The sequence below is a fragment of the Streptomyces sp. SM11 genome, from assembly GCF_002910905.1.
GTDB lineage: Bacteria > Actinomycetota > Actinomycetes > Streptomycetales > Streptomycetaceae > Streptomyces.
Map to the genome: position 1 here is coordinate 31,041 of NZ_NEUE01000141.1, position 11,999 is coordinate 43,039.

Sequence of the window (11,999 nt, forward strand, 5' to 3'; positions counted from 1 at the left end):
GGCGCCGGCCGGGTGCCCCACCCTCTTGTTAGACGCAAGGTATAACAAGGAGCCCGGGCCGCCTACCCCTCGGTAGAAATCAACCTGGGCCCCTCACACCGACCCCATACCTCCTCGTCGGCTACCGGGGGTCCTGGCCGAACTCCGCGGTGGACCAGAGGTAGCCGAGCACCACGAGCCCGAGGCTCCAGCCGACGGCCAGCCAGCCGTTGTGGCCGATCTCGCTGCCGAGCAGCAGCCCACGCAGGGTCTCGATGGCGGGGGTGAACGGCTGGTACTCGGCGATCGGCCGGAACCAGCCCGGCATCGTCTCCACCGGGATGAAGGCGCTGGACAGGAGCGGCAGCAGGATCATCGGCAGGGCGTTGTTGCTTGCGGCATCGGCGTTCGGGCTGATCAGCCCCATGCCGACGGCGGTCCAGGTGAGGGCCGAGGCGAAGAGCACGAGCAGCCCGAACGCCGCCAGCCACTCCAGGAGCGTGACGTCCGTGGACCGGAAGCCGATGGCCACGGCGACGGCGCCGACCAGGACCACGCTCAGCACGCTCTGCAGCACGCTCCCGACGACATGCCCGACGAGCACGGAGCCACGGTGAATCGCCATGGTGCGGAAGCGGGCGATGATGCCCTCGGTCATGTCGTTGGAGACGGAGACAGCGGTCCCGACCACGGTGGAGCCGATGGTCATCAACAGCAGGCCCGGGACGATGTAGGCGATGTAGGCGGCACGGTCGGCCCCTGCGCCGCCGATGCCCGCGCTCATCACATCGCCGAAGATGTAGACGAAAAGCAGCAGGAGCATGACAGGCGTGAGGAGCAGGTTGAGGGTGAGGGAGGGATAGCGCCGGGCGTGCAGGAGGTTGCGGCGCAGCATGGTGTTCGAGTCGCGTACGGCGAGGGCGAGGGTGCTCATCGGAGGGCCTCCGTCGGCTGGTCGTTCCGGCCGGGCACGCCGGATCCGGTAAGGGCGAAGAACACGTCGTCGAGGTCGGGGGTGTGCACGGTCAGCTCGTCGGCCTCGATCCCGGCCGCGTCCAACCAGTCGAGGACGGAACGCAGTTCGCGCTGACTGCCGTCGCTGGGGATCTGGAGCGACAGCGCCTCGTCGTCGCCGGTGGCCTCGCGCAGGGCGCGGGCGGCGGACCGGTAGGCGTCCGGGTCGGTGAAGCGGAGCCTGACGTGCCCGCCGGGGACGATCCGCTTCAGCTCCTCGGCACTGCCCTCGGCGGCGATCCTCCCGTCGTTGAGCACGGCGATACGGTCGGCCAGTTCGTCGGCCTCCTCCAGGTACTGGGTGGTGAGGAAGACGGTGACGCCGCCGGCGACCAGTTCGCGGATGATCCCCCACATGGTGTGGCGGGAACGCGGGTCGAGACCCGTGGTCGGCTCGTCGAGGAAGATGATCCGCGGGGAGCCGACCAGCGTCATGGCGATGTCGAGGCGGCGCTTCATGCCCCCGGAATAGCCCGCGGCGGGCTTCCTCGCCGCGTCCACGAGGTCGAAACGCTCCAGCAGTTCGGCGGCGACCCGCCGGCCCTCCCGGCGCGGCAGATGGTGCAGGTCCGCCATGAGCAGCATGTTCTCCTCACCGGTGATCAGCCCGTCCACGGCGGAGAACTGCCCGGTGACACCGATCGCGGCACGCACGGCCTGCGGATCGGCGGCCACGTCGTGGCCTCCGACGCGGAGTTCACCGGCGTCGGCGGTGACGAGCGTGGAGAGGATCTTGACGGCGGTGGTCTTGCCCGCGCCGTTGGGGCCGAGCAGGGAGAAGACGGTGCCCTCGGGCACCGACAGGTCGATGCCGTCGAGCACGAGCTTGTCGCCGTAGGACTTGCGCAGTCCGGTGGCGGTGATCGCCTGCGTCGCGGCCCGGTCGGCGAGCGGCGCGGAGGCCCGGGTGACAGTCATGCTGATGCCCTTTCGCGAGCGGTGGGTCGGGCGTGGACGGTACGGGGCGCGGCGGAGGTCAGGCACGGCGGACGATGATGTCGCCGACCCCGCTCCCGGCGTGCACCTCGACGGTCTCGTCGGAGTCCTCGGGACCGGCGGCGGTACCGAGCGAGTTGCGTACGGTGCCGAACTTGGGGTTCAGGTCGAGCCAGGCGGCGGTGCCCTCGTGGATGCCCACTTCGAGGTCGCCGACGGAGGTGCGCAGAGCGATGCGGCCCCGGATCACGTCGCCGACGCGGATGTGCCCGTTGGAGGAGGTCGCGTCGACCCCGGCGTGGGCGACGCCGATCTCGATCCGACCGTTGGCGGACTTGGCGACGACACCGCCGTGCGCGACGCCCACCGAGATGTCGCCGTTGGCCGCGTTGACCTTCAGCTCACCACCGACCTCGTCGATCCCGGTCGCACCGTTGCCGTTCTTGACGACCGCCGCCCCGGCGACCGCACCGACCTCGACCCGGCCGGATCCGACGACTTCGGCGTCCCCGGTGGAGCGGACCAGCCGGATGTCGCCGTGGTCGGTCCTGAGCTCGGCGCGGGCCGCCTCGTCCACCTGGAGATCGCCGAGCGAGGTCGTGAGCTTCACGTCCCCGAGGGGACCTTCGCAGAAGAAGCCGCCCAGGGCGGAGGTGCCCCGCACGCCGGACCCCGCGGGCAGTTCGATGCTCACGACGACGGTGCCCGGCTTACCGAACAGGGACCGCTTCCTGGGGGTCCTGACGGTGAGGCGGCCGCCCGAGCAGGAGACCTGGGTCTGCCGCACGGCACGCACGTCGTCCTCGTCGGATCCGTTGCCCGGCAGTACCTCGACGACCGTGTCGGTGCGCTTGCCGGCGGTGATGCGGGCGGTGCCGGCGTCCAGCTCGACGACGGCGGAGATCGGCTCGGGGGTCTCGAAAGAAGGCATGGCTGTCCCGTCCTCTTGGCTCGGTGAGTGATGAGCGATCAGTGATCAGTGACGTCGGCCGGATCGGCGATCCGCCGGTGAAAGCGTTGCCGGCTACGGCTCTAGCGGACCCAGCCGGTGAAGCCGCGACCGCCCGAGTCCTTGCCCCGGCCCGGCGCGCTCGCACGCCCCCCGCCGTCGACGGAGACGGAGACGGCCCGCACGAGCCAGGCGTTGACCGACAGCCCCTCGGCCGCCGCGGCGCTCTCGGCCCGGCCCTTGAGGTGAGCGGGGAGACGGAGGTTGATCCGCACCATGGTGCCGTCGTCGGCCTCCGCGGCCGGCGGCGCGGCCGCGACGGGAGCCATGACCGGCTCCCGCGCCTCCCGCACCGGCTCGGGCACCGGCGGCGGTGTCACCACGAACTCGGGATCGAGCCCGCGCAGCCGTACGTCGACCGAACCGGGCGCAAGCTCCCGGGTGACCTCACCCATGGCCGCGGAGAGCACGTTGAGCAGGGTCAGCCGGGCGGCGGACTCCAGGGGGGCACTGAGCCGCTCGGCCAGGGCGCGGGCTTCGTCGCCGCCGGCATCCGCGGCGACGGCGAGTTCCCGCCGGAGATTGTCGACGTACGGGGTGAGGTCCATGACGCCATCATGGCACACGCATGGCGCCATGGCGAGCCACTTTGGCGCACAGCACATCAATAGGCCACTGACCTGCGAAGCCGCCACCACGAACACCGAAATGGCACCGCGTGGGCACCTCGAACGACCAAGGGTGGCACCACATCAACGCCATGTGGCACCACCCAGCACACCCATGACTCCTCGCGGCACACCCGGACCCGCCGCCAGAGCCGGGGCACCGACGGCAAGCGCCACGCGCACGACGCGAGGCCCGGCACCCGGAACCTCCGGGCACACCGCCGCCGCCCCCAAGGCCCTGGCGGCGGCTCTCCGTACGGCGTGGGTCCACCGACCGTCCGAGACGGCGGACAGGAAGGGTTCACGGCACGCGCGAGCGAGCCGCGGCGCACACCACGCCAGCGTCTTCGGGACGGGCCGGAGGTCAGTCCGTGCCCGACTCGATCGCCGCCTGGTCGAGCGCATCGGAGTCCACCGGCGCGGCCTCCCCCTCGTGGCCCGTCGCCGCGATGACCTCCGCCCCACCCGGGGGCAGCTCTCCGATGAGCCCGCTCCAGGCCGTGAGCTGGCCCTGAGCCGCGTACTGCTCCAGCTTGCTGCGCGAGTCGGCGATGTCGAGGTTGCGCATGGTCAGCTGGCCGATGCGGTCATCCGGGAAGAACGCCTGGTCGTGACTGCGCTCCATCGACAGCTTCTCGGGGTGATAGCTCAGGTGCGGGCCCTGGGTGTCGAGGACGGTGTAGTCCTGACCACGGCGCAGCCGCACCGTGACACTGCCGGTGACGGGGTTGCCGACCCAGCGCTGCAGGCTCTCGCGGAGCATGAGTGCCTGCGGGTCGAACCAGCGGCCCTCGTAGAGCAGCCGCCCGAGCCGACGCCCCTCGGCGTGGTACATGGCGACGGTGTCCTCGTTGTGGATGGCGTTGAGAAGCCGCTCGTAGGCCACGTGCAGCAGCGCCATGCCGGGGGCCTCGTAGACGCCGCGGCTCTTGGCTTCGATGATGCGGTTCTCGATCTGGTCCGACATGCCGAGGCCGTGCCGGCCGCCGATGAGGTTGGCCTCCCGCACCAGCTCTACGGCGGTGGGGATTTCACGTCCGTCGATCCGCACGGGTCGGCCGTGCTCGAACTCGACGGTGACGTCCTCGGCCGGGATGTCGACCTCGGGGTCCCAGAAGGGGACACCCATGATCGGGGAGACGCTTTCGAGCGAGGCGTCGAGGTACTCGAGGCGCTTGGCCTCGTGGGTGGCGCCCCAGATGTTCGCGTCGGTGGAGTACGCCTTCTCGGCGGAGTCGCGGTAGGGCAGGTCGCGCTTCGACAGCCATTCGGACATCTCGTGCCGACCGCCGAGCTCGGCCACGAAGGCCCCGTCGAGCCAGGGCTTGTAGATCCGCAGGCTGGGGTTGGCGAGCAGACCGTAGCGGTAGAAGCGCTCGATGTCGTTGCCCTTGTAGGTGGACCCGTCGCCCCAGATGGAGACATCGTCCTGGCGCATCGCGCGCACCAGCAGGGTGCCCACGACCGCACGCCCGAGAGGGGTGGTGTTGAAGTAGGTCTGCGCGGCCGACCGGATATGGAAGGCGCCGCACGCGAGAGCGGCCATCCCCTCCTCGACCAGGGCCTCACGGCAGTCGACGAGCCTGGCCCGTTCGGCGCCGTACGTACGCCCCCGCTCGGGCACGTCGGACAGGTCCGGCTCGTCGTACTGCCCGATGTCGGCTGTATAGGAATACGGGATGGCGCCACGCTCACGCATCCACGCCACCGCGACGGAGGTGTCCAAGCCGCCGGAGAAGGCGATTCCGATGCGCTCACCGACTGGAAGTTTATTCAGTACCTTCGACATGTATGCATCCTAGACCCGCACCCCGAGGTCCTTCCATCCACAGCGCGCGAGCGGCTCGGGCGCAACCGTGGCCGACCGGCTATCCGCCGGCCGCGAGGACGGCGTGCTGTGTGCGGCGCTTCCCGTGTACCGGCGCACCCAGCCCTTCCGGGCCGCCAACGGGCGCCTCATCACCGCAAAAGGCCAGGTCACGTACTACGTGACCTGGCCTTTTCCTGAGCCTCCTGTCGGATTCGAACCGACGACATCCGACTTACAAGGTCGGAGCTCTGGCCAGCTGAGCTAAGGAGGCAAGGGCGCACGCCAGAAGCGCGCACCAAGACGCCACAACTCTACACAGCCCCACTCCCCCACGGACAGGCATATCGGGCGGCCGTAACCTCCCACTCACCTGTTCGTTGAACGCACTGAAGTGCCATCCGACTATCGGACAGAGGGAGGGACCGCGGTCGAGGCCGCAGGGGAGGACGGACGGCTCCGCGTCAGCGGCGCAGAGGCCAAGCGCGTCAAACGCGAGGCGTTGGGCGTTCCTGACCGGGTCAAGCATCAGCAGCGGGTGGCCGTGCCGATGCAGCGGCGGACACCGGAGGCCGACACCCGCCAGCGTGTCTACCGGTACCGCTGTTATCCCTCCCCCGCCCAGGCCGAGCAGCTGATCAAGACCTTCGGTGCCTGCCGCTGGACCTACAACGAGGGCCTCGCCCTGCGGGACAAGGCCTGGCGCGAGCACCGGGTGGCGCTCGGGTTCGCCGACTCCTGCCGGGCTCTCACAGGCTGGCGGAACGCCGAGGGGACGCGATGGCTGCAGGAGGTCTCCTCGACCGTGCTCCAGCAGGCGCTCCGCCATCTCGACGCCGCGTTCGGGCGGTTCTTCAAGGGCTCGGGGAGACAGCCGAAGCGTAAGAAGAAGGGCCGCTCCCGTGACTCCGCGACCTATGTCCGTACGGGCTTCCGCTGGGGGGAGGACACGGAGCGGCCGGGCACGGGGCTGATCGCGTTGGCCAAGCAGCCCGGGCCTCTGCGTGTCCGGTGGTCCCGGCCGCTTCCGGCAGGAGTGCGGCCGGTGAAGCTAACCGTGAGCCGTGACCGGGCAGGCCGCTTCTTCGTCTCCGTGCTGGTGGAGGAGCGGATCAAGCCGCTGCCGCCGGTGTTTCTGCGGGACGGCGGTGGGCCGAAGGCGGTCGGTCTGGACCTCGGGCTGGCGGCGCTGGTCACGCTGGATGACGGGGAGAAGGTGGACCACCCCCGGCTGCTCAAGAAATACGGGGCGAAGCTCGCGGATCTCCAGCGGAGTCTGCACCGTAAGGAGAGGGGATCCAGAAACCGGGACAAGGCGCGGCAGGAGATCGCACGGCTGTATGCCCTCATCGCTGACGTCCGTCGAGACGCGTTGGACCAGCTCACCACCCGCCTCGTGCGCGAGAACCAAGTGCTCGTGGTGGAGGACCTGGCCGTCGCCTCTCTCGTACGGTCGCCAAGGGGTAAGGGCCGTCGGCGGAAGGCGGGGCTGAACCGGGCGATCCTGGATGCCGCGTGGGGTGAGTTGCTGCGCCAGTTGCGGTACAAGTGCGCGTGGTACGGCCGGACGCTGGTCATCGTCGACCGCTTCTTCCCCTCGACACGGCGCTGCTCCGCATGCGGGGCGACGGGGCCGAAGCTGGATCTGTCCGTGCGCAGTTGGTCCTGCGACGGATGCGGTGCAGTGCACGACCGGGATGTGAACGCCGCGCGGAATCTACGCGAGGAAGGGCTGCGGTTGTACGGGCTGGTGGCGGCGCTTCCACCGGGGCGGGTGATGCCGTCGGTGATCAAGGCATCCGAGATGCCGGACGTGGTGCTGACGGCATAGTCGGCGTGAGGCGCCCAGAGACCTGCTTCGGGCGCGGCAGGTGGATACGTAGGAAAGTGTGCAGCCGGACCGACGGGCCGTCGGCCGTGATGCCTGTGGAGTCCGTGTGAGACCGGCGGGGTGTCGCCTTCAGGGCGGCATCCGGTCGGCGGTGGGTGCCGAAGCAGGAAGATCCCTCTCCAGTCAGGGACCGGGCCAAAAGACAGTTGCTCTGGCATCGCCCGCCGGGTCACAGGGCCATTTTCGTGACCCAAGAGGTACTGACAGAACACATGAGCGCCAGGTAGCGTCACGGCAGGTTCGCCTCTGTGGACCAGACCACTCCCTACTCGGATCGTCCGGCACGTTCCTGCCGGTTGAGGAGAAGATTCAGCATGGCCAGTGTCACGTTCGACAAGGCGTCCCGCGTCTACCCCGGCTCCACGAAGCCGGCTGTGGACCAGCTCGAAATCGACATCGCGGACGGTGAGTTCCTCGTCCTCGTCGGTCCCTCCGGTTGTGGCAAGTCGACCTCCCTGCGCATGCTCGCGGGTCTTGAGGACGTCAACGGCGGTGCGATCCGCATCGGCGACCGCGACGTCACGCACCTGCCGCCGAAGGACCGGGACATCGCCATGGTGTTCCAGAACTACGCGCTCTACCCGCACATGTCCGTCGCGGACAACATGGGCTTCGCGCTGAAGATCGCCGGTATCAACAAGACCGAGATCCGGGCGAAGGTCGAAGAGGCCGCCAAGATGCTGGACCTCACCGACTACCTGGACCGCAAGCCGAAGGCGCTCTCCGGTGGTCAGCGTCAGCGTGTGGCGATGGGCCGGGCCATCGTGCGTGAGCCGCAGGTCTTCCTCATGGACGAGCCGCTGTCGAACCTCGACGCCAAGCTCCGTGTCTCCACGCGTACGCAGATCGCCTCGCTGCAGCGCCGCCTCGGCATCACCACCGTGTACGTCACCCACGACCAGGTCGAGGCCCTCACCATGGGCGACCGGGTCGCGGTGCTGAAGGACGGGCTGCTCCAGCAGGTCGACTCGCCGCGCAACATGTACGACCGCCCCGCGAACCTCTTCGTCGCCGGCTTCATCGGCTCCCCCGCGATGAACCTCGTCGAGGTCCCGATCACCGACGGCGGCGTGAAGTTCGGCAACAGCGTCGTCCCGGTCTCCCGCGAGGCGCTCTCCGCGGCCGCGGACCGCGGTGACACCACCGTCACGGTCGGCATCCGCCCCGAGCACTTCGACATCGTCGAGCACGGTGGCGCTGCCGCGAAGTCGCTGACCAGTGACACCTCGGACAAGCCGGCCGGTCTCGCCGTCTCCGTCAACGTCGTCGAGGAGCTCGGCGCCGACGGCTTCGTCTACGGCGGCGCCCAGTTCGCCGGCGAGCACAAGGACCTGGTCGTCCGGGTCGGCGGCCGTGACGTCCCGGAGAAGGGCACGGAGCTGCACGTCGTCCCGCGCCCGGACGAGCTGCACGTCTTCGCGACCTCCACCGGCGAGCGTCTCACCAACTGACGTCCCGCACCCCGTGCCGTACGCACGGCCCCGCACCCCTGGCGACGTCCAGGGGTGCGGGGCCGTTTGCGTGGTCGCGGCTGGTTTGGGTTTCGGTGCCGGGCTGGGTCAAATACCCCGGCACACAGGGCATTTCGCTCCGGTTCGTCAACCTCGTATTCGAAAGGACGCGTCGAACCATCCCCCGCAAGGGTGACGAATTGTCGCCAGGCCGTCACTGGCCGCTACGCTCGCTGCGTGACCCACACCGCGCGCCGCATCGGCCGATCCCTCGCTCTCGTCCTGCCCGTCGTCATGGTTCTGTCCGGGACCCTCGCGGTCACCAGCGTTCCGTGGGCGGCGTCGGACAACGACTCCCAGCTGCTGGCCGCCTCCTCGGAGACCGTGTCCAAGCCCGCGAAGCCGCACGCCCCGCAGGACGTCCTGCGCGAGAAGCTGCTCGTGGAGCTCCAGGAGAAGGACCCGGGCGCCGCGCTCACGGGCCTCCAGCGCGCCGTCGAGCGGCGCCCGTCGCTCGCCCGCCACTGCATGTCGATCGCGAAGGCCCTCGGCAAGGCGGCCGTCGAGCAGTACGGCCCGACCCGTGCGCACCGCTTCTCCCGGCCCGTCTGCGACACCTCGTTCGCCTCGGGCGTCGCCCAGTTCAGCTAGTCCCTCTCGTTTGGATCACGCCGGGCTCGCGGAGCGCCGCCGTCCGTCGGCGGGCACCGCATATCGTGCCTGCCATGCATACGTATCCGACTCAGGCCGTGATCCTTGCCGGGGGCCAGGGGTCGCGGCTGCGGCCGTACACCGACGACCGCCCCAAGCCGATGGTCGAGATCCCCGGGACCGGGACTCCGATCATCGGCCATCAGCTGTCCTGGCTGGCCGCCGAGGGAGTCACTGACGCCGTGGTCTCCTGCGGGCATCTCGCCGAGGTGCTCCAGGAGTGGCTGGAGGCGGCCGTTCTGCCGCTCCGGGTCACCACCGTCGTGGAGACCGAGCCGTTGGGGCGCGGCGGCGGGCTGAAGTACGCGGCCGGGCGGCTGCCCGATCCGGAGCAGCCCTGGTACGCCACGAACGGCGACATCTGGACGCGCTTCTCCCTGCGTGAGATGGCCGCGTTCCACGCGGAGCGCGACGCGACTGCCACCCTCGCCCTCGCCCGGCCCCGGATCCCGTGGGGTGCCGTGGAGACGGACGCGTTCGGGCACATCACCGACTTCATCGAGTCGCCGCCGTCCCCGTATCTGATCAACGCCGGGGTGTACGTGTTCTCGCCCGCGTTCACGAAGCTGCTGCCGGACCGGGGCGACCATGAGCGGACCACGTTCCCGCGGCTGGCCCGCGAACGCCGGCTGGCCGGGTATCCGCTGCCGAACGGGGCGTACTGGCGGGCCATCGACACGGCGAAGGACCTGACCGAGGCGGCCCGCGAGCTCGGCTCCCACACCACCTGACAGTTGCCTGTGCGCGCCGAGGGCGGCCCCCACCCGGTTGTTCCGTCCGGGTGGGGGCCGCCCTCGGTGCTGTATGCGGTGCGGGTCAGCCGAGGAGGCCGCCGATGGGGTTCCGGCCGCCGCCGCCCGAGGTCGATCCCTCGCCGCCGGAGGAGGTGGAGCCGCCGGTGGGTGCCGGTTCGCCGCCGCCGGAGGAGGCGTCGCCGCCGGTGGATCCGGACGAGGTGGGTCCGGCGCTGGTGGTGGCCGGGGGCTGCTGCGGGGTGGACTGCTGCGGGGGTGCCTGGCCGGTGCCCTGGGTCTGGCTGGGCTGGGTGTCCGAGCCGGTGCTCTGGCCGCCGGAGTCGCGGGTCGCACCGCTGCTGGCCTGGCCGGTGGCGGGTGTGGTGGCCGCACCGGAGCGGGTGGGTTCCGGCTGTCGCTGCTGGTCCGGTGTGCGGGAGGCCTGGCGCTCGCCGGTGGACTCCTGGGGGAGCGGCATGCCGGGGAGGCGGTTGGTGGGGTTGTCGTTGCGGCCGGGGACGGTGACGACCTCGGTGGAGCGGACGGCACCGCCGAGGATGGAGCCGATGAGCAGGGTGAGGCCGACGACGACCGTCGCGACGACGGTGCCCCGGCGCAGGACCCGGCGGCGCAGGTCCCAGATCTCGGAGCGCGGGCCGAGCTTGCGCCAGGCTTCGCCGGCCAGTCGGCCGTCCACGGAGTAGACCGGGGCGCCCGCGATGATCAGGGGGCTCCAGGCGGCCAGCAGGATGATGTCGGGGGCGTCGTACACGGCGACCGTGCGCCAGCTGACCGTCACCAGCAGCGCGGCGGAGAGCAGCGCGCCGAACGCGGCGGCGACCCGCTGCCAGAGGCCGAGGACGGTGAGCACGCCGACCACGACCTGGAGGAAGGCGACGGTCAGTCCGGCGCCGACCGGGTGGGAGAGCGCGAAGTCGCGCAGCGGTTCGGCCAGCGCCCACGGGTTCAGGGAGGTCAGCCACGTGACCATCGAGCCGCGCTCGCCACCGTCGAAGTAGACGGGGTCGCACAGTTTGCCCATACCGGCGTAGATGGAGATGAAGCCGAGGAGGACCCGCATGGGGAGCAGGACGACGCCCAGGTTCATCCGGTGGCCGGGGTAATAGGCGTGCCGGACGGAGTCGCCCACGCCGCGTCGGGTGCGGGACTCGGCGGATTCCTCGGCCGCGTCGCGGTCGTCGCCGATGACACCGTCGGGCCCGGCGACCGGGTCGTCGTACGCGCCGACGGCCTGCCGCATGGGCGGCAGCAGCGGTCCGGTGCGTCCGGGCTGGTGGGGGGCGGTCAGTACGGGGTTGGGCTGCGTCTCCTCCAGGAGCGGGATGACCTGTGTCGCGCCCGCTTCGTGCCCGTCCCCGGACACCCCGCCGAGTCCGGCGTCGAGGTGTCCCGAGGTGGAGTTGCGCACGGCCTGGAGGAGGCCCGTCGCACCGGGGTCGCCGGGAGCGGACTTCCCACTCCAGACGACCGGTGCCCGCCTGCGGGCTCCGGCGGCGCCGCTCATGGCGGGGATGCGGGCCGTTTCCGCGGGGGCACCGCGCAGCCGTGCGCGCTGGCCCGGGGCGAGCTGCACCCGGAAGCTGGCGTGGTTGACGATGACCTGCGCGGGGTCGCTGTCCACCTTGGTCATGCTCAGGGCGGGTTGCTCGTCGAACCGAGGCGTTCTGGTGTCCACACTCATCTAACCGAGTGATGTGTGTTTAGGACACTGCCTTGACCACCCGGATGTGTCCGAGACCCGTCAAGATCAGGCCAAACTCGGGCATCCTGGAACTGTGTTCGGCGTTCGCGCGTCAACTCGCCGATCAGACGAGCCGGTTGCCGGGCGCGGGGCCGCG

The 11,999-nt window shown here is 70.4% G+C and carries 10 protein-coding genes and 1 tRNA gene; 4 read left to right on the top strand and 7 right to left on the bottom strand.

Annotation, left to right across the window (positions count from 1 at the left end; translation table 11 throughout):
- Window positions 1-121: 121 nt before the first annotated feature.
- The 6 genes from B9S58_RS11705 to B9S58_RS11730 all read right to left on the bottom strand — a co-directional run bounded on the left by B9S58_RS11705 (window position 122) and on the right by B9S58_RS11730 (window position 5,627).
- Entirely contained in the window at window positions 122-913 is a 792-nt protein-coding gene (locus B9S58_RS11705) for an ABC transporter permease (protein WP_103532053.1), read from the bottom strand.
- Window positions 910-1,911 (bottom strand): ATP-binding cassette domain-containing protein, encoded by a 1,002-nt coding sequence (locus B9S58_RS11710; protein WP_103532054.1) that lies wholly within the window; start codon window positions 1,909-1,911, stop codon window positions 910-912. Before B9S58_RS11710 ends, B9S58_RS11705 begins: the two co-directional genes overlap by 4 nt.
- 58 nt (window positions 1,912-1,969) lie before the next feature.
- Complete coding sequence (locus tag B9S58_RS11715; RefSeq protein WP_103532055.1) at window positions 1,970-2,860, bottom strand: DUF4097 family beta strand repeat-containing protein; 891 nt, start codon at window positions 2,858-2,860, stop codon at window positions 1,970-1,972.
- A 101-nt stretch (window positions 2,861-2,961) separates the two neighbouring features.
- Window positions 2,962-3,486 carry a toxin-antitoxin system HicB family antitoxin gene (locus B9S58_RS11720; RefSeq protein WP_103532056.1) on the bottom strand — a complete coding sequence of 175 codons (525 nt, stop codon included), beginning with the start codon at window positions 3,484-3,486 and terminating at the stop codon, window positions 2,962-2,964.
- A 424-nt stretch (window positions 3,487-3,910) separates the two neighbouring features.
- Window positions 3,911-5,335, bottom strand: coding sequence for an argininosuccinate synthase (gene argG, locus B9S58_RS11725; protein WP_103532057.1), 1,425 nt, complete (start codon window positions 5,333-5,335; stop codon window positions 3,911-3,913).
- A 218-nt stretch (window positions 5,336-5,553) separates the two neighbouring features.
- Window positions 5,554-5,627, bottom strand: a tRNA-Thr gene (locus B9S58_RS11730).
- A gap of 120 nt (window positions 5,628-5,747) precedes the next feature.
- On the opposite strand from B9S58_RS11730, the gene B9S58_RS11735 reads away from it, so the two are divergent.
- From B9S58_RS11735 to B9S58_RS11750, 4 genes are all read left to right on the top strand, one after another.
- The gene (locus tag B9S58_RS11735) at window positions 5,748-7,184 is read left to right on the top strand and encodes an RNA-guided endonuclease TnpB family protein (protein ID WP_103532058.1); all 1,437 of its coding nucleotides are present in this window, start codon (window positions 5,748-5,750) and stop codon (window positions 7,182-7,184) included.
- 374 nt (window positions 7,185-7,558) lie between these two features.
- Window positions 7,559-8,695, top strand: a complete 1,137-nt coding sequence (locus B9S58_RS11740) for an ABC transporter ATP-binding protein (protein ID WP_103532059.1) — start codon at window positions 7,559-7,561, stop codon at window positions 8,693-8,695.
- A 237-nt stretch (window positions 8,696-8,932) separates the two neighbouring features.
- Window positions 8,933-9,346 carry a hypothetical protein gene (locus B9S58_RS11745; RefSeq protein WP_103532060.1) on the top strand — a complete coding sequence of 138 codons (414 nt, stop codon included), beginning with the start codon at window positions 8,933-8,935 and terminating at the stop codon, window positions 9,344-9,346.
- A 74-nt stretch (window positions 9,347-9,420) separates the two neighbouring features.
- Window positions 9,421-10,137 (top strand): nucleotidyltransferase family protein, encoded by a 717-nt coding sequence (locus tag B9S58_RS11750; protein WP_103532061.1) that lies wholly within the window; start codon window positions 9,421-9,423, stop codon window positions 10,135-10,137.
- A gap of 85 nt (window positions 10,138-10,222) precedes the next feature.
- Here the strand turns inward: B9S58_RS11750 and B9S58_RS11755 are convergent, their stop codons facing one another.
- Window positions 10,223-11,842, bottom strand: a complete 1,620-nt coding sequence (locus tag B9S58_RS11755) for a DoxX family membrane protein (RefSeq protein ID WP_258044344.1) — start codon at window positions 11,840-11,842, stop codon at window positions 10,223-10,225.
- Window positions 11,843-11,999 lie beyond the last annotated feature (157 nt).

Excerpts from the sequence above, each read along its gene's own strand:
- B9S58_RS11705 (WP_103532053.1), bottom strand. The coding sequence starts at position 913 with ATGAGCACCCTCGCCCTCGCCGTACGCGACTCGAACACCATGCTGCGC.
- B9S58_RS11710 (WP_103532054.1), bottom strand. The coding sequence starts at position 1,911 with ATGACTGTCACCCGGGCCTCCGCGCCGCTCGCCGACCGGGCCGCGACG.
- B9S58_RS11715 (WP_103532055.1), bottom strand. The coding sequence starts at position 2,860 with ATGCCTTCTTTCGAGACCCCCGAGCCGATCTCCGCCGTCGTCGAGCTG.
- B9S58_RS11720 (WP_103532056.1), bottom strand. The coding sequence starts at position 3,486 with ATGGACCTCACCCCGTACGTCGACAATCTCCGGCGGGAACTCGCCGTC.
- argG (WP_103532057.1), bottom strand. The coding sequence starts at position 5,335 with ATGTCGAAGGTACTGAATAAACTTCCAGTCGGTGAGCGCATCGGAATC.
- B9S58_RS11740 (WP_103532059.1), top strand. The coding sequence starts at position 7,559 with ATGGCCAGTGTCACGTTCGACAAGGCGTCCCGCGTCTACCCCGGCTCC.
- B9S58_RS11750 (WP_103532061.1), top strand. The coding sequence starts at position 9,421 with ATGCATACGTATCCGACTCAGGCCGTGATCCTTGCCGGGGGCCAGGGG.
- B9S58_RS11755 (WP_258044344.1), bottom strand. The coding sequence starts at position 11,842 with ATGAGTGTGGACACCAGAACGCCTCGGTTCGACGAGCAACCCGCCCTG.